This window comes from Paracoccus sp. SMMA_5_TC, assembly GCF_009696685.2.
Classification (GTDB): Bacteria; Pseudomonadota; Alphaproteobacteria; order Rhodobacterales; family Rhodobacteraceae; genus Paracoccus.
Genome location: NZ_CP102355.1, coordinates 1,493,847 through 1,509,107 on the forward strand (window position 1 = coordinate 1,493,847; position 15,261 = coordinate 1,509,107).

The 15,261-nt window shown below is 63.5% G+C and carries 23 protein-coding genes; 13 read left to right on the forward strand and 10 right to left on the reverse strand.

What is annotated here, in order from left to right; translation table 11 throughout:
• Positions 1 to 39 precede the first annotated feature (39 nt).
• From GB880_RS07710 to GB880_RS07725, 4 genes are read left to right on the forward strand one after another with little or no spacing between them, the layout of a single operon-like run.
• Positions 40 to 2,112 (forward strand): hypothetical protein, encoded by a 2,073-nt coding sequence (locus tag GB880_RS07710; RefSeq protein ID WP_154490603.1) that lies wholly within the window; start codon positions 40 to 42, stop codon positions 2,110 to 2,112.
• Positions 2,112 to 2,774 (forward strand): hypothetical protein, encoded by a 663-nt coding sequence (locus GB880_RS07715; RefSeq protein WP_154490600.1) that lies wholly within the window; start codon positions 2,112 to 2,114, stop codon positions 2,772 to 2,774. The genes GB880_RS07710 and GB880_RS07715 overlap by 1 nt, the downstream gene beginning before the upstream one ends.
• A complete protein-coding gene (locus GB880_RS07720; protein WP_154490597.1) occupies positions 2,774 to 3,361 on the forward strand; it encodes a hypothetical protein in 588 nt (195 codons plus the stop codon). The genes GB880_RS07715 and GB880_RS07720 overlap by 1 nt, the downstream gene beginning before the upstream one ends.
• Complete coding sequence (locus GB880_RS07725) at positions 3,343 to 3,756, forward strand: hypothetical protein (RefSeq protein ID WP_154490594.1); 414 nt, start codon at positions 3,343 to 3,345, stop codon at positions 3,754 to 3,756. The genes GB880_RS07720 and GB880_RS07725 overlap by 19 nt, the downstream gene beginning before the upstream one ends.
• Here GB880_RS07725 and GB880_RS07730 read toward each other — a convergent pair.
• The gene (locus GB880_RS07730; protein WP_154490591.1) at positions 3,717 to 4,064 is read right to left on the reverse strand and encodes a hypothetical protein; all 348 of its coding nucleotides are present in this window, start codon (positions 4,062 to 4,064) and stop codon (positions 3,717 to 3,719) included. The genes GB880_RS07725 and GB880_RS07730 overlap by 40 nt on opposite strands.
• Before the next feature lie 93 nt (positions 4,065 to 4,157).
• Here GB880_RS07730 and GB880_RS07735 point away from each other — a divergent pair, with 93 nt between their 5' ends.
• From GB880_RS07735 to GB880_RS07775, 9 genes are all read left to right on the forward strand, one after another.
• A complete protein-coding gene (locus GB880_RS07735; protein WP_195841223.1) occupies positions 4,158 to 5,825 on the forward strand; it encodes a fibronectin type III domain-containing protein in 1,668 nt (555 codons plus the stop codon).
• A 187-nt stretch (positions 5,826 to 6,012) separates the two neighbouring features.
• The gene (locus tag GB880_RS07740; protein ID WP_263467025.1) at positions 6,013 to 7,281 is read left to right on the forward strand and encodes a sialate O-acetylesterase; all 1,269 of its coding nucleotides are present in this window, start codon (positions 6,013 to 6,015) and stop codon (positions 7,279 to 7,281) included.
• 61 nt (positions 7,282 to 7,342) lie between these two features.
• A complete protein-coding gene (locus GB880_RS07745) occupies positions 7,343 to 7,777 on the forward strand; it encodes a phage upper tail fiber protein (protein ID WP_154490585.1) in 435 nt (144 codons plus the stop codon).
• Positions 7,778 to 7,779: 2 nt separating this feature from the next.
• Complete coding sequence (locus GB880_RS07750; protein ID WP_154490582.1) at positions 7,780 to 10,059, forward strand: hypothetical protein; 2,280 nt, start codon at positions 7,780 to 7,782, stop codon at positions 10,057 to 10,059.
• 68 nt (positions 10,060 to 10,127) lie between these two features.
• The gene (locus tag GB880_RS07755) at positions 10,128 to 10,433 is read left to right on the forward strand and encodes a hypothetical protein (RefSeq protein ID WP_195841221.1); all 306 of its coding nucleotides are present in this window, start codon (positions 10,128 to 10,130) and stop codon (positions 10,431 to 10,433) included.
• Between the two features lie 65 nt (positions 10,434 to 10,498).
• Complete coding sequence (locus GB880_RS07760) at positions 10,499 to 10,636, forward strand: hypothetical protein (protein ID WP_154490576.1); 138 nt, start codon at positions 10,499 to 10,501, stop codon at positions 10,634 to 10,636.
• Positions 10,633 to 11,340: a glycoside hydrolase family 19 protein gene (locus tag GB880_RS07765; RefSeq protein WP_229774275.1), complete on the forward strand. Its 708-nt coding sequence runs from the start codon at positions 10,633 to 10,635 to the stop codon at positions 11,338 to 11,340. The genes GB880_RS07760 and GB880_RS07765 overlap by 4 nt, the downstream gene beginning before the upstream one ends.
• The gene (locus GB880_RS07770) at positions 11,337 to 11,543 is read left to right on the forward strand and encodes a DUF7940 domain-containing protein (protein ID WP_154490570.1); all 207 of its coding nucleotides are present in this window, start codon (positions 11,337 to 11,339) and stop codon (positions 11,541 to 11,543) included. Before GB880_RS07765 ends, GB880_RS07770 begins: the two co-directional genes overlap by 4 nt.
• Before the next feature lie 135 nt (positions 11,544 to 11,678).
• The gene (locus GB880_RS07775; protein ID WP_154490567.1) at positions 11,679 to 11,879 is read left to right on the forward strand and encodes a hypothetical protein; all 201 of its coding nucleotides are present in this window, start codon (positions 11,679 to 11,681) and stop codon (positions 11,877 to 11,879) included.
• Between the two features lie 105 nt (positions 11,880 to 11,984).
• On the opposite strand, the gene GB880_RS07780 is transcribed toward GB880_RS07775, so the two are convergent.
• From GB880_RS07780 to GB880_RS07820, 9 genes are all read right to left on the reverse strand, one after another.
• Positions 11,985 to 12,320 carry a hypothetical protein gene (locus GB880_RS07780; RefSeq protein WP_154490564.1) on the reverse strand — a complete coding sequence of 112 codons (336 nt, stop codon included), beginning with the start codon at positions 12,318 to 12,320 and terminating at the stop codon, positions 11,985 to 11,987.
• Positions 12,317 to 12,778: a hypothetical protein gene (locus GB880_RS07785; protein WP_154490561.1), complete on the reverse strand. Its 462-nt coding sequence runs from the start codon at positions 12,776 to 12,778 to the stop codon at positions 12,317 to 12,319. The genes GB880_RS07780 and GB880_RS07785 overlap by 4 nt, the downstream gene beginning before the upstream one ends.
• Before the next feature lie 153 nt (positions 12,779 to 12,931).
• Positions 12,932 to 13,102 (reverse strand): hypothetical protein, encoded by a 171-nt coding sequence (locus GB880_RS07790; protein ID WP_154490558.1) that lies wholly within the window; start codon positions 13,100 to 13,102, stop codon positions 12,932 to 12,934.
• Positions 13,099 to 13,392: a hypothetical protein gene (locus GB880_RS07795; protein WP_154490555.1), complete on the reverse strand. Its 294-nt coding sequence runs from the start codon at positions 13,390 to 13,392 to the stop codon at positions 13,099 to 13,101. The genes GB880_RS07790 and GB880_RS07795 overlap by 4 nt, the downstream gene beginning before the upstream one ends.
• A complete protein-coding gene (locus GB880_RS07800; protein WP_154490552.1) occupies positions 13,385 to 13,597 on the reverse strand; it encodes a hypothetical protein in 213 nt (70 codons plus the stop codon). Before GB880_RS07800 ends, GB880_RS07795 begins: the two co-directional genes overlap by 8 nt.
• A gap of 39 nt (positions 13,598 to 13,636) precedes the next feature.
• A complete protein-coding gene (locus tag GB880_RS07805; protein WP_195840758.1) occupies positions 13,637 to 14,035 on the reverse strand; it encodes a hypothetical protein in 399 nt (132 codons plus the stop codon).
• A gap of 195 nt (positions 14,036 to 14,230) precedes the next feature.
• The gene (locus GB880_RS07810) at positions 14,231 to 14,542 is read right to left on the reverse strand and encodes a hypothetical protein (RefSeq protein ID WP_154490549.1); all 312 of its coding nucleotides are present in this window, start codon (positions 14,540 to 14,542) and stop codon (positions 14,231 to 14,233) included.
• Positions 14,539 to 14,796 (reverse strand): hypothetical protein, encoded by a 258-nt coding sequence (locus GB880_RS07815; protein WP_154490546.1) that lies wholly within the window; start codon positions 14,794 to 14,796, stop codon positions 14,539 to 14,541. Before GB880_RS07815 ends, GB880_RS07810 begins: the two co-directional genes overlap by 4 nt.
• Complete coding sequence (locus GB880_RS07820; protein WP_154490543.1) at positions 14,793 to 14,975, reverse strand: hypothetical protein; 183 nt, start codon at positions 14,973 to 14,975, stop codon at positions 14,793 to 14,795. The genes GB880_RS07815 and GB880_RS07820 overlap by 4 nt, the downstream gene beginning before the upstream one ends.
• Between the last annotated feature and the right edge of the window lie 286 nt (positions 14,976 to 15,261).

A 15,261-nucleotide genomic window follows, 5' to 3' on the forward strand; every position in this document is an offset into this window, starting at 1 on the left:
AATACGACGCGCTGTGCGCGCTAGGCGAGAGGTGGAGCGATGGCGGAAGCGGAAGCGGGTCTTGAGCTACCTATCGGTCTGACCGAGCAGAAATTCTTGCAGCAGCTTGCGAGGATCGAGGCGCGCGCGATCAAGTCGGCGAGGATCGCAGAGCAAGCGTTTGTGAAATCCAACTCGGGTATTGCAAGATCAACGACCGGCATGTCGAACCAGGTTCGGGGGCAGTTGCAGAACGTATCGTTCCAGCTGCAGGACGTTATTGTTCAAATTCAAGGCGGCACGTCAGCCTCTCGCGCGTTGGCCCAGCAGCTTCCGCAGTTGCTTGGCGGTTTTGGTGCGCTTGGATCCGCGCTTGGTTTGGTGGCGGGCTTGGGCATCCCGTTCGTCGCCTCGCTGATGAATATGGAGGAGGAAGCTGTCGATCTGGACAAGGCCGTCAAGGGGCTGACCGAGGCGCTGGAAGCCCTGCGGGATGCACAGGCTAACGCGGCTATCCCCGTTGATCTGTTGATTGAGAAATACGGCGCCCTTGGCGATGAAATGGGGCGAGTGTTTCAGAACCAGTTGGCGATTGCGCGGCAGGAACTGGAGGCTGTGGGGGCGTCCATTGAAAAGGCTATCGGATCGACTGCCGAATTAACCAGTATGGTTACGAGGTTTGATAGCCTGAAACAGGCGGTTGATGCCGGGGTCATCAGCTACGATGAATACATCCGCCTCCTGCGTGATCTTGAGCAGCAATTCGGGTTCACGGCGGCGCAGGCCCTGCAATATCAGAACCTGATGGATGGCGTTGCCAATGCTCAGGGGCCGGAACAGCAGGCCCAAGCTTGGCTTGACGTTCACGATTGGCTGGTAGCGAACCGCGATGCGCTGTCGGAGCAGGGTGTCGCGGTCGATGATCTGATCAAGCAGACGAATGATCTGGCGGGCTCCTATGGCAAGGCGCATGAGGCGGCGTCTGACATTACATCGGCGGCGGAAGCGGGCGCGGTGGCGACCGACAATTGGGCGGCGGCAGCGGCCAATCTGGCGGCGAATATGGATGGCGCAGCGGCGGCGGCCGGTCGGGCGGCTGCTGCGGTTGGGGCAGCGATTGCGGCGCAAAACAAAGCGGCCGGGCTTAGTGGCGTCGGCGAGCTGGACCCGTTCTCCGCGTCGTCGGGGCGGGTGCTGACGGCGATTGCCGGTGGCATGAACATCCCGCAACAGGCGGATTTTGACCGTCAATGGCAAGAGCAGGTCAAAGCGCAGGAGGAGGCCGCTAAGGCCGCAGAGCGGGCAGCGGCCCGGAGCAGTGGCGGCGGTCGCAAGCGCGGTGGCGGGGGGCGCCGATCCTCTGGCGGCGGAGCGAGTGCTGCGCGAGAGGTTGACATCTTCGAGAGTGCGACCCGTGAAATTCAGCAGCTTGAGCGGCAGATCGAACTGTTCGGGAAGTCCGAGCAGGAAGCGGCGCGGTTGCAGGCGCGATGGGCGATGCTCGATGCCGCAAAGCGCGCCGGCGTCCCGGTCAACGAGCAGCTTAACGCGCAGATCGAGGCGCAGGCGGCGCAGGTCGGCGCGCTGACGCAGCAGCTTGAACAGGCCGATCTTGCTCAGGAGCAATTCGACCAGGCCATAGAGGGCATCGCGAACGCTTTCAGTAATGCAATCCTTGAAGGCGAGAACCTGCGCGACAGCCTTGCGCAGATATTCCGCCAGATCGCGGCGAACATTCTGAACGCGGGCATCCAGCAGGCTTTGACGCAGGCATTCAGCGGGGCTGGTGGCGGTGGGGGTATCTTCGGCATCCTTGCTTCGGCCTTCGGCGGGACTCGGGCGGCGGTGCCGACCTTCGACGGCGGTGGCTTCACGGGCCGTGGTTCGCGGTCTGGTGGGGTCGACGGCAAGGGCGGTTTCCCGGCGATCCTGCACCCCAATGAGACGGTGATTGATCATACACGCGGGCAGGGCGGTATCGCCCCCAAGATCACCATCAACAACAACGCCCCCGGCGCGGTGGTATCGGCCGATTACGTGACAAAGGACGAGGTGATCCTGACCGTCTCGCAGGCCATCGCCTCGAACAACCGGCGCCAGTCTGACCAGCAATATCTCAGGGGTGGCCGCTGATGCAGGTTTCGTTCCCGTTCCCGGTCAAGCTGCAATCCTCGGTGCCGAAGCTGGAAGGGTTGCGCTTTCAGCCCTTCACCAACATCGACGGCGAGACCTTCGCCAAGCCGGCGCTCAACGGCGTCTGGCGGCTGGACATGACGGTGCTGGCCCATGACATGCAATCTCATCTGGCCCTGTCGTCTTTCGTGACCCAGATGAGCGCGGCCGGCACCACCTGCGTTGTCCCAGTCTGCACACAATGGCGCCCGAACGACCAGAACGGTCGGCGGCTTACCGGCTGCGACATGGCCCCGGTCTATACCTTCGATCATGTCGGCTTTCTCGGCGAGCCTTTCGACGGCTTCACCCTGCGCGCGGCGGCGGCTCACCGGGCCAGCTATATCGACGTCAACAAGCCGGCCCTGTCGCAACTGTGGCCCGGCATGTTCATCAGCCTTGGCGACCGCTTGCATCAGGTGGTCAACACCACCTCGATAGGTGAGAGCGAAACCGCTATCCGGGTTTCGATCATGCCGAACGTCCGCGAGGCGCAGCCCCTCGGCACCGTGGTGATCGTGGATCAGCTGCGGCTCAAGTGCATGATGGAGAGCGGCGAACAGATCGGTGTGACCACAGGCCGGTTCCAGTCCTCGACCCTGTCCTTCGTGGAGGCGTTCTGATGCCCGACATCCACGACATACCGGACGAGGTGCTGCGCTGGGGCGTTACGGGATGCACGATCCTGTGCCAGATGGATTTCCGGACCAGCCCGAAGAACTGGTGGCTGGGCTATGGGCCGCTGACCGCCGGCGGGGTCGAGTATCAGGGCACGGGCGACGTGATCCAGATCAGCGCCATGGAACTGACCTACGGCATGAGCGCCGGCATGGTGCGGTTCACCATCCCCAACGCCTCGCCCGAGATGATCGCGCTCTGCGACAACCAGGGCAGCGAGGTGAACGGCCGCCGCGTGCAGGTGCTCTATCAGCTTTTCGCGACCGACGAGCGCGATGGTGAGCACCGTGGCAGGCTGATCGGAGATCCGATGAGCGTGTTCGTCGGCCGCATGAAGGACATGACCAGCACGTCCAGCGCAGACGCCCGCACTATCGAACTGGAATGCTACGGCCGCATGTCGCAGCAGGGTAAGCCGCCCTATGGGCGATGGACGCATACGGACCAGCAGCGGCGCTATCCGGGCGACACCGGCTTGGAACTGCTGGCGACACTCAAGGACAAGGCGATCACATGGGTACCGGGATCGTGATCCGTCCCGCCACGATGCAGGATATTCCCCGCGTCATCGATCTGATCGAGAAGCTGGCGGCGGTGGTGAACGGTCTGGCAGTGGACCGGATCAAGACCGGGCAGACGTTGGCCGGTCTGCTGGTCGATCCGACCGGCGTGGTGCTTGTGTCCGGGGGCGGGTTCATTGCTGGTCGCGTCGCGGAGACCTTCATCAACCGGGACCGGGTGGCGTTCGAGATGGGCTGGTTTGCAGAAGATCGTTCCGGTCTGCGTTTGCTGCGGGCCTTCGAGGCGTGGGCGCGGGAACGGGGGGCGGTGATGATAGCCATGTCCTGCGCTGGGGGCGCGGCGCAGCGCATCCTTGATCGTGCGGGCTATGAGGCCAAGGAAATCAATATGGTGAAGCGCATATGATTTTCACGGCGATCAGCTACCTGGCAGGTTGGGTTGGCGGCTTCCTTGGCGCTGCGGCCGGCCTGTCTTTCTCGGCCGCTGTCACGTTCGGGACTTATTTCGGGACCGCCGTAGCGGCGGCCGCCGCCATCGGCGTTTCCCGCCTGCTGGCGCCGAAGATCAACATCCCCGTTTCGGAAATCCAGGCGGTCATCAACCAGACGGAAGCGCCGCGTCGGATCTATGTCGGCAAGAACCTCGCGGGCGGCATCAGGGCTTTCTTCCACACGAAGGAAGGCACCCTTTACCAACTGGTTGTCGTCGGCCATGGCAGGATCAACCGCTTTGTCGAGTTCTGGGTTGATGGAGAACCGGTCACGGTATCTGGCGGCGCAGTCACCAGCACGGACAAGGCTGGGTTCATGTGGGTTTCCACCCGTGACGGGTCGGGGCAGGGGGGCAATTACACGGCGCTGTCGGATGCGTTTCCGCTGACCTGGGATGCAAATCGTCGGTTGCAGAATCAGGCCACCTTCCTTGTCCGCATGAAAGCGCCGGCGCCAGAGGATTTTGCGAAGATTTTCCCGAAATCCTACAACACGGCGGTGCAATGGGTGATCGAAGGTCAACGCATCCTGGACCCACGCAGCGGAACCACTGACTACACCGACAATGCCGCGCTGGTCATTGCACATTACCTGACCCATGCGGACGGTTACCGGCTGGCATCCGGCGAGGTGGATTGGGCGAGTGTCGAAGCCATGGCAGACGTGGCGGATCAGCCGATCCCGCAGAAGGCCGGGGGCACCGCGCCGAACCTGCGGCTTTGGGGATACTGGACGCTGGACGAAGGTCCGGTCGATGTGCTGGACCGCATGCATGCCAGCAGCGGCATCCGGGCCTATGAGACGCAGGACGGCAAGATCGGCCTGATCGGTGGGAATTTCGGCACGCCGGCGACCACGCTGACGGCCAAGGACATATCGTCCATCGTCACCAAGGAGGCGATCAACGAGCGCGAGGGCTATAACGTCCTGATCCCGTTCTTTCTGAGCGAGGATCAATCGTTCACCGTCACCGAACTGGAGCCGTGGCGGGACGAGGATCGGCTGGCCGAGGAAGGCGAGGTATCGGCCGAGTATCGCATGGAGATGTGCCCGAACCAGTCGCAGGCGCGCAGGCTGGCGAAGAAGCAGATTCACGACGGCAACCGGGCCAAGGTCGAGATCGTCACCAACCTTGTCGGCCTGAAAGCCCGCTATCCGCGCTTCGCCGGCCAGCGCCATACCATCCTGCTGGACTATCGCCCCGAGGATGGCAGCGGCCGGCAGATCGTCGGGGAATACGAGGTGCTGAACCACCAGTTTGACCCGATCAATCTGGAATGCCGGATCGAACTGGCGAAGGTGGACCGTGCATCCGAGGCATGGGACCCCGAGGAAGAGGGCGAATTGATCGTGGCGCCGCCGACGCCGGAACTCGACCCGCCTCCCGAACTGGACGCGGTGGTGACGCAGCGCATCATCAACCCCAACCTCGCCGTGGCGCAGGCGGTGATCGAGGTTGCCGCGGTGCCTATCCCGGACAGGGACGATCTGGAAGTGCAGGCCGACTACCGCATGGTCGCCCCGGAGGCCAGCTTGCAGTGGCGGAAAATGGTATCGTCTGGGCTGATCGCCACGTCGCCGGCGGTCAATGACGGGGCGACTTATATCGTGCGCGCGCGCTGGAACGGATCGTTTGAAGGCGTGGACGAATGGGAGGATCTTGGCGATATCACCATTCAGGTGGATGCAACGCCGCCCGGCCAGCCGACCCAGCTGATCGTCTCGAACGGCTCGGGCTATGTCCACCTGTCGTGGCGCAACCCGACCGGCGCCTTTGCCCGCATCCGGGTCTATCGCAACACTGTCAACAATTTCTCGACCGCGACCATGATCGGATCGACGGGTGGCGCCTCGGGGCAGATCAGCGAATACCAGGACGACACGATCAGCCCAGCGACGACCTATCGCTATTGGGTCGTCGCCGCCAACGTATCCGGCGTCGAGGGCACGCCGGCCGGCCCGGCGACGATCACGACCGGATAAACTAGCCTACTACGGAGAGACCATGCCACTATCAGATCTAATCAACCTGCTGCTGCGCGACCATGAGGGCTATTCCATGGATGGCCAAGGCGGCGTCGGGGCGCTGCCGGTCGGGGATCGCTCGACCGCGCGCAAACCCATCGACAAGCGCGACCTGCGGCAGGTGTTGCTGGCAACGGCGGCGGAGTTGGCATCCATCCAGGCCGGGGTTTATCCGGCTGCTGGCGTAGCCCCGGCGCTGTCGTTCGGCACCGCGACCAATACCAATGGCGCGCTTTATCTGCTGATCGGCGGGCGGCTCTACATTAGCGATGAGAATGGTCCCTTCCAGAGCGCGGACGGGCGGCGCTGGGCCATGTCGTCGATGGATAGCGTCGGGGGCAGGCCGATCCTTGTATTCGCCACCGGCCAATCCAACATGCTTGGACACAGCGTCACCAGCGGCGACCGGCGCACGATCAACGGGCAGGTTTGGGTCTGGGAACAGATCCCCGGCGCTGGGCAGACTGTCGGCTGGAAACTCGCCGGCCCAGACAGCCCGGATTGGCCGTTCGTTTCGACGGGCAACAACCTGGCGTATCATTTCTGCGACATGTTGCAACGCGCGACAGGGCGGCCTGTCTATCTGGTCATGCACGCGGCGGGTGGCCAGCCTATCGCGGAGTGGCTACCGGGCGGCGGCGGCGTTGCCGGTGCAACTGGGCATATGTTCTCGACTTGCAACGCTGCGCTGACGGCCGCCCGGACGGCGACCCTGCCGACCGGCGGCACCCTTGCAAGCTGGGGCGTGTCTCGGGCCGATTACATGCTGTGGCATCAGGGCGAGGCCGACGCGGACTATCGCGGCACCACCGGGGCGCAGTGGATTCAACGCTTCCGGTCGATGGTCGCGACCATGCGCGATCCTGCGTCTGGCGGGTCCAGCGCCGATCCGTTCATCGGCACCCATGCGCCGGTTCTGGTGGGCGAATTGCTGCATGGCGGCACCAGCGACGGACAGCCGACCGATGATCGCAACGCTGAAATCGCCCGACTCGACCGCGAGGAACCGTTGGTTGCGTCGGTATCGTCGCGCGGGCTGGGCAGCTTGGACAACCTGCATTTCACGGGCGCGGCGTTGCAGGAATTTGGCTGGCGCTATTTCGCCCGCCTCGGGGTGTTTCCGAAGCGCGTCCCGGATGAAAGCAACGTCGAGGCGGTCAGGATTGCCGGGCGGCTGACGCGGCTGCGCGGCCTGACCGGCAGTATCGCGGCGGGGACCGATCACACGGTCACGCTGCCGGTGGCGATGGCGAACGCGGGTTATGTCCCGGCGCTCACGCTGCTCAACCACGGCGCCAGCACCCCTTACCCGCCGATTCTCGGAACCAGGACCACGACCAGCTTCGTTATCCGCAACACCGGCGGCCAGAACATGACAGTTGCGTGGTCCATCGTGGACCTTGCCGCGACCTGACGTAATGACAGCGTGACCCAAGGCCCCGCCCCGAGCGGGGCTTTTTCATTTCGAGGGACGGATGCCGATTTCACAAACTACGATCACGGGTAGCTTCAAGACCGCCGGCGGCGCTGATGCCGCGCTGACTGCGGCGACATTCACGCTGACCGCATCGGATTTCGAGGCCGGGGAGTGCATCACGGCGGGGACAGTGACGGCGGCGGTAGTGACTGCGACCGGGGATTTTACGGTCAGCCTGTGGCCCAACAGCGTCGGCATGATCGGGACGAGCCGTTACCGTTTGGCGCTGACATTCTCGGACGGGTCGCGGGTGACATGGCCGACCGAACTTTACGTCAAGGCCAGCACTACCATGCAAACCCTTGAAGATATTGCGTTCGAGACTCGGGCGATGGATGCGGTCAGGCCCGCAGCCTTGGTTATCGTTACGCAGGCTCAATACGACGCGATCAATCCCAAATCGCCGAACACGGTCTATCTGGTGCGGGGCTGACGATGCGCGACTACATCGCTCGCAACATCGTCGCGGTCCATGTCACCGACGCGGACGGGATTCCGGTGCAGGGCGACCTGCGCGATTGGCGGGGCCAATCCCTGCTGCCCGGACCAGTTGCACCGACGATCACGACTCAACCCGCGATCCTGCCAGCGACCCCGAGCGTGGGAGACAGCATCACCCTGTTCCTGGGGGTCGCTTCTGGAAATCCGGCGCCGACCGCGACTTGGACGCTGACACGTAACGGGGTCAACATCAGCGACCAGGTTGACCAGTTCATGGCGCTGGAGATCACCGATTCGGGCAGCTACCTGTTTGCGGTAACATGGACTAACTCTGCCGGGTCGGTCGCGGCAACATCGGTTGCGTGGACGGTCGCGGCACCGGTCCTGCCGCCGACGTTGGCCGACCTGAAGGCCGCCGCTAAAATATATATCGACAAGGACAGTGCAATCACCGGCAGCGCCTCGGCCGTTACTGCTGTAGTCAACGATGGCACCATGGCGCTGTCGATCCCGTCCACCGGGTCCGGGGCGGATGTGCAGAAATCGGCCGATGGATTTGTTTTTGCAGACGGAAAGCGCCTGCAAGTCAACCCGACCATCAGCGCGGCGTCAGGCTGCATCTTGATCGCCGAATTTGTCATGACATCGCTTGACGCATCGGCTGCATCAGTTTTAGGGGCGCTGTCGAGCAGCAGCATCCTTGGCCTGCGTTATTCCGGCACCACGCCCCCCGGCGCGGTGCAGTATCAGCACAACGCGGGGGGAACTGTCCGCAATATCCCGTCCGGGACGTCGCTGGCCCTTAATGCCGTGCAATTGCTGGCTGTCGAGTGGGATAACCCCGGCGGCCGCGTTCGCTATTTCATGAATGGCGACGTGCTGACCGATACGGTCGCGCCCACGGCAGACGTGACCGCGACAGTGTTGCAGATCGCGTCTAATTTCACTGGAACACTTCGCAAATTCGCCCTGATCGAGAGGCCCGCCGGCGGGGCTTGGCCGATGACTCTGGAAAGCGCGCTTACCGCCATTGGTGCGGGCGCGGCGTTCGGGCCATTCACACATCTGCGGGTGCTGCCGGCGCTGATCCAATCGGAGGGGCGTCCCGTCGCTGACAACGCCGCGTCGTCGGCTATGCTGTCGTTGGGCCAGTCGCGGGGTGTATATATCCGTGGGTTGCAGATTGTCGGCAAGGGAGCCTCGCCTATCTGGGGCGCGGGACCGGACCAGCTGAACCAGTCTGTGCCCGCTGTCGATTTTGGCTTGGCCGCAGGGGCCATGTCCGGGCGCGCGTCCACGGTTTACACCGCTCAATATGCGTGGGCGGCGGCGCAGCCTGCGAGCCGGGGGGTCCTGATCGGGGATAACGGGTTCGGGGGGGTGCTGGCCGAGCAGTATCTGACCTCCTATCCAGGTTACATCGGCGAGAACAACAGATACTGGTTGCAGGAGGCCCGGCGGCTGGCGATTGCAGCCGGGTGGACGCCACAGGCCCCGTATCTGCTGCATTTTGTCGGCACCAGCGCCAAAACGCAGACCTATGCCGAAGCGCGCGAGGCGGTTGAACAGGTATGGGACCAGTTCCGCGGCTGGTGCCAGTCGGATTTCGGTCAGATCCCGCGTCCGGTTGTAGTCCAGACCGGCGCCGACTTGGATACGAGGTCGGAAGCCTACCACGTCACTGCCGCCCATCACGATGTGACCAAGGCCTATGCCGGGCTGATCGCGACGAGCCAGCGCATCTGGCCAATCGCTGACCAGAACATTCACCCCAGCGCCATGGTGCGCGTCCTGATCGGCGAGATCATCGCGCGGGCGATCATCGAGGACGAGGCGGGGCGTAAATGGACTCCCTGGCCGAGCGTAACCAAATCAGGAGCGACGGTTACGGTCAGCTTCGACCTTCGCCCCGGCGAGACCCTGGCCAACCTGCCCAACTTCTATGCCGATTATGGCGGCGCGGCGACATGCCAGCACTATGGATTCGAGGCGTCGGGCGGGATTATGTCGGCTGTCCCCGATCTTGACGGGAACAGTGTCACCATCACGCTGGAAGATCCCGGCGCGGCGTGGCTGCGCTTCGCCATGCAGCGTCAGGATGTGCGGGCCCATGTCGATGGCGCGGGCCTGACATATTCGGCGCATCGCACGACGCTATTTGCATCGGAGACATTCGCCAGCGCCGCCTATCCGGGGCAGGTGTTGCGGCGGGCGCTGCCCAGCTTTTCCGGCAACTTCGTCGGCGATGCCTTTGTTTTTGGCCCCGTGGCATAGGAGGAAATTGTGCCTGTCAACCCATTTGAAACCTACTCGCCCGGCACCATGAACGATCGGGGGGCGTTATGATGCCCCACATCGAAAATCGCATCACGCTCGGGAATGTCCTGTCGCTGATGGGGACCATCGCCATGTTCGGCGGCCTGCTGGTCAGCATCGCTGTCTGGTCGGGCCGGCAGGATCAACGCATCGAGGCGGCGGAGAAAATGGCCGTAGAGACGCGGACCACGCTGTCAGGCCACGAAGGCCGCCTGCGCCAGATCGAACAGTCATCCGCCCGGCAGGATGAGCGACTGACGCTCATCTTGGACACCGTGAGGGAAATCAAGGGCAAGCTGGAACGCCTGCCCCATGACAACAGCACCCCCTGAACATCGCATCACCCCTGACACATGCCCCGCCACTGGCGGGGTTCTTCATTTAATGAGGCCACACCATGCCCACGAATCTACCCGACATTCTACGCCTTGAACCCGCACAGTTTCTGGACGCGCTGGGGGGCGACGACCGCATCTATTGGGCGGGCGGCGACAGCATCCTGCTTGCGGGCGTGGACGAATGGTGGCCGGCATGAACAGCGCGGCGTTTTTCGGGGCGGTGCGCCCCATGTTCGGCGGGAAACTGACGGAAACGCAGGTGCAGGGGCTGAACATCCTGCTCAAGGCCACCGATGGACTGCCGCTGGCGCACCGGGCCTATCTGCTGGCGACCGCGCATCACGAGACCGCCAAGACGATGCAGCCGGTGCGCGAGACGCTGGCGACGAGCGACGACCAGGCTATCCGCCGGCTGGATGCCGCGTGGTCCAAGGGGCAGTTGAAATGGGTTAGCAAGCCCTATTGGCGGCGTGACGTAGACGGCAAGGCGTGGTTCGGGCGGGGCTATGTCCAGATCACGCACAAGGATAACTACGCGCGCGCCGGGAAGCTGGTGGGCGTTGACCTCGTGCGCGACCCCTCGGCGGCGCTGAACCCGACCGTGGCGGCGCGGCTGCTGGTCGATGGCAGCAGGGCGGGGATATTCACCGGCAAGCGCCTTGCCGATTTCCTCGACGGGCCGAAGCCCGATTACGTCGGCGCGCGGCGCGTCATCAACGGGCTGGATCGGGCGGCCCAGATTGCGGACCTGGCCGAAGGCTATGAGCGCGCGTTGCGGGCGGCAGCGACCGCGCCGCCGCAGCCAAAACCTATTCAGCCAGCCCCGCCACTGGCCAAGAAGCCCGGCCTGCTGGCGGCAATCCTTGCGGCGCTGGCCGCGATTTTCGGAGCGAAGAAATGAAACTGGTATCGGATTGGCGGCAGACGTGGCGCTACTACTCGACGCAGGCGATGGCGCTTGGCGCGGCGGTGCAACTGGCATGGGCCGAACTGCCCGAGGATCTGCGGGCGGCTGTGCCGGATAACTGGGTCAGCTATGGCACGGCGGCGCTGCTGGCGCTGGGGGTGTTGGGCCGGCTGGTCAAGCAGGCGGATGCGCCGTGACGGCGTGGCTTATCGGCGCGCTTGGGGCCGTTGTCGCTGTCGTGGCGGCATGGCTCAAGGGCCGGTCACAGGGCAGGGCGGATGCACAGGCGCGAGAGGATGCGGCCTATCGAGAGACGCGCAGGAGGATGGACGATGTATCGACTGATGATCTTGACGACGCTTCTGTTGCAGACCGCCTGCGCCAGCACGCCGGTAAGCCAGACCGCGATCTGTGACGGCACCGAGGCGTCCCGCAAGGCGCTGGCAGCGGCGCTGGTCGAGGACGGCGGGGCTAACAGCCAGCGGGCAGGGCTGCGGCTGCTGGACCAGCTACACGACGGCTGTCACCCCTGACGCCGGGCGCTGTGCATCTGGATCGGTGCCAGCGCGGCTATCTACCTGCTGGTGGGGTGATGCGCAGGGACCGGCAGGGCGCGACTGGCTTCTCAAGACCGCGCTTTAGGGTCCCTTGCCCGCCATCGTCGGCTTGATCGCGTCAGTGGCGGGGCTGCCGATCATCGGCAGGCTCTCCGACGCGGCAAGGTCGGTGATGGCTTGCAGGGTGGCAAGAGCCTTCGGCCCAACATCATGGTGGCGCATGATCTGACGCGCCCCCATGTCGGCAACCGCGCCCAGCGACATTTCGGACCACGACCCGCTGCCGAATGATACCGGCGTCTGGTTGTTGACGCGGGGCAGGCAGAGGCGGCGCAATGCATGCGCGGTGCGCCCGAACCTGGCGTGAAGCATCCGCCAATCAATGTCCTTCACGGGGATACTGCGCCAGTCGGTCATCGGTGGGCCTCCCACATGCGCGCGTCAAGGATCGGGTTCAGCGTGCGGCCATACTCGTCATCCGGCCGGCCAGTGAACGCTTCCACCGCAATCACCGCCTCCATGTCCTCGGCAATGTCGCGCCAGTCGGATCCGCTGACGGAGGCGGGATCGTTGCGCACGGAGACACAGCGAAACAAATCCTCAGCGGATCGGCGCAGAGCAGGAAGGCACACTTCACGGAGGCAGGCTTCCATCGCGGAAACAGATTGTGGTCCCCCTTCATGGCGCAGAAAGTCCAGTTCCTCGATATGGTCGCGCATCGCCTCAACGGTCTTGATGTGGTCGCGGATATTCTCGGCTTCGTCTTTGCACCAAAGCGATGAATCACCCGCATCCGTCACCATGTCGGCGTAATCCTTCCGCTGTTTTTCCAGCCATTCGAGAAGGTGCTTGGTTCGGCGTGCAAAATCGTCCATGTCACTTCTCCCACAGGTATGGTCGTCCAGCCTCGCCGCCGTGCATGTCCACCAGGACGCGCATATCGTGCAGCAGGTTGGCGCTGAACGGCAGGGCTTTCTTTGTCATACGGCTTCCTCGCGTCGGCCCGGACATGGACCGGATCATCCCGATTACGTGCTCCATCTCGTAGGCGTTGCGATGGTCAACGCCCGGATTTCATCGTGCGTCATGCGGGCGCTGCCCCGCTCGAAAAACTTGGGATCGGGGTAACGGCGGATCGCCTCGTCTCCGGTGATCGGCCCGTTCATCCCGATGAACGTGAGGTATCTGGTGGCGGTCATTGCCCTTCTCCCGCGGTCGAATTGTCCAGAAGTGCGCGGGCGGTTCTTTCCGCTGTATCCGTAGCAAGGGATGGGGTGGCGGGCACCAGCCTGCCGGAAACAACCGCGTTCAGGATGGTGGCGATGGCCTCATCAACAGGCGTCGGATCGTATTCCTCCTGCTGATTGGTGAAATCGCGCCCTTTCCAGCGGTCGCCCATGCCGATTTCGTCGGCAATTCGCGTGACGCGCTTCACCTCGGCAATGGCAGCTTCGATTTGGTGGTCGCTCAGCTTGATCCCGTCAGACATCGCCCTTCTCCGCGTCATTCGCTGCTACAACGATAGCGGTTGCCAATGCCCGCGCCTGATCGGGAGACATGGCGATGGTCACGGCTTCCTCTGCGACAACATCAACTGCGCGGATCAGAACGTCACCAAGCGGGCTAACGGTTACACTGGCGTGATCGCCGCGCTGTCCGTTGTATTTCGGGGTATCTGCGAAAATTGTGGTCATCGTCTCGGCTCCTATGCCGGTGTGTTGGAAAAGCTGGCGTCAGTAGCGTTTCCCGCCAGCGGCGCGGTTTTCCAGCTTGTGATCGGCCCGTTGCTTGTTGAAGCGGTTCTTCTCGATCACAGCCCCAGCCACGTCCAAGCCAAGAGCGGCAGCGGTATCGAGGATGCGGATGATGCAGTCGGCAAACTCGACTTCGCGCCCGTCGCGGTGCGGCAGCTTGTCGTCCATCAGCCCCTTGCGGTCTGCCTCAAGCGCCTCGGACAGTTCCGAGTGCATCAGGGCCACTACCTCGCCAAAGTTGCGAGTGACGGGTTCGCCGGTGGCTGGGTCGAGATACCATCCGGCATCGGTCGCGGTCTTATGTGCCAGCCTCTGCGCCTCAAGCAGTCCTTCATAGGCGCGCAGTTCGACGGCGTTCATGTGGTGGGGGGCGTTCATGTCAATCTCCGTTGACGGTGTTGGAAAAGCTGGCGGCAGCGTCATGCCGCCGCCCGAGGTGCCCGCGCGGCCAGGAGGAATGGCGGCGATTGCGCGGGGGGAACGTCAAAACCATCGTGCCAAGGCATCATCATCTCCTGATGGCGTAGGCATCTTCCTCGGTAAAGTCCCGCAGCCGCTCTATCAGGTCGTCACTCATCGCGCGTCCTCCATATGCTCGGTCATGTGCTTCCGCGCCCGCATCTCCCAATCGTGCAGGTCGCGCTGGAATTGATCCTCTGCCCATAGCTGCGGGGTCAGGCTGCGCGTCTCGATATGCCGCCATGGATCGCATTCGCAGTTGTGTCGCTCAACGTAGCGGTCAAACAGACCATCCGACTGCCAGCGTTCCGGGTCTGCCGATACCGCCAGCGTGTCAGCCCGACGCTGGATGCCGTCGAGGGTGCGACCGCGCACGGTCAGGTTCAGGGCCTCGTTCAGCAGGGCGGCGCAGGTGGCGCATGTCATCGCGCGTCCTCCGGGGGCTGGGGCGATAGCGCAGCTTTCGCGATCTGCACGCACCGCGCATGCGCCTCATGTGGCGGCAGGTCCAGATTGTCGCTGATGGAAATGAGCCGCAGGGCCTCGTGCATCTGCACGGCCCGCCTGCCCTTCGCCAGCTTTTCGAGCCGATAACGCATTCTCCCGCGTGTCACGCCATGCTCTTTTGCCAGCGCCTCGATGGTCTCTCCCATCTGCCAGCGGGTCCACAGGTCGCTCATGTCATCTCCTTCTGGTCGCGGGGGTGGGCAGCAAGGCTGTCCTCAAGCAGCTTTGCCAGTTGCAGGTATTCCATCGCCTTCACGGCCAGCGCGAGAGACGCGGCGGTATCACCAGCTAGGCGCGCTAGCTCAGCGGCATCGGCCAGTTCATGCGCGATCTGGACTGCGCCCTTCTTCATGGCGTCATTCCTCTGTGGTGGGGCGTTAAGGGGATGCTCTTTGGTTCGCTGGACCTGTTGACCACTGCGAACCCCTGCACGAAACGGGAACATGCGCTGTATGGGGGTGGCGTTTTCTGCACGGTTTCCCTTATTCTGCGTGGGGTGCCAGCCCCTCCTAAGGGGCAGGTTACAGGTTCAAGTCCTGTCGGGGTCACCATGTATTTAAATTCATTACGAACTCGTTGGGTTCTACCTCGAACTTGTCGAACCGGAATAGCGGCCGAATCTCTGCCGCGCGGGCCGC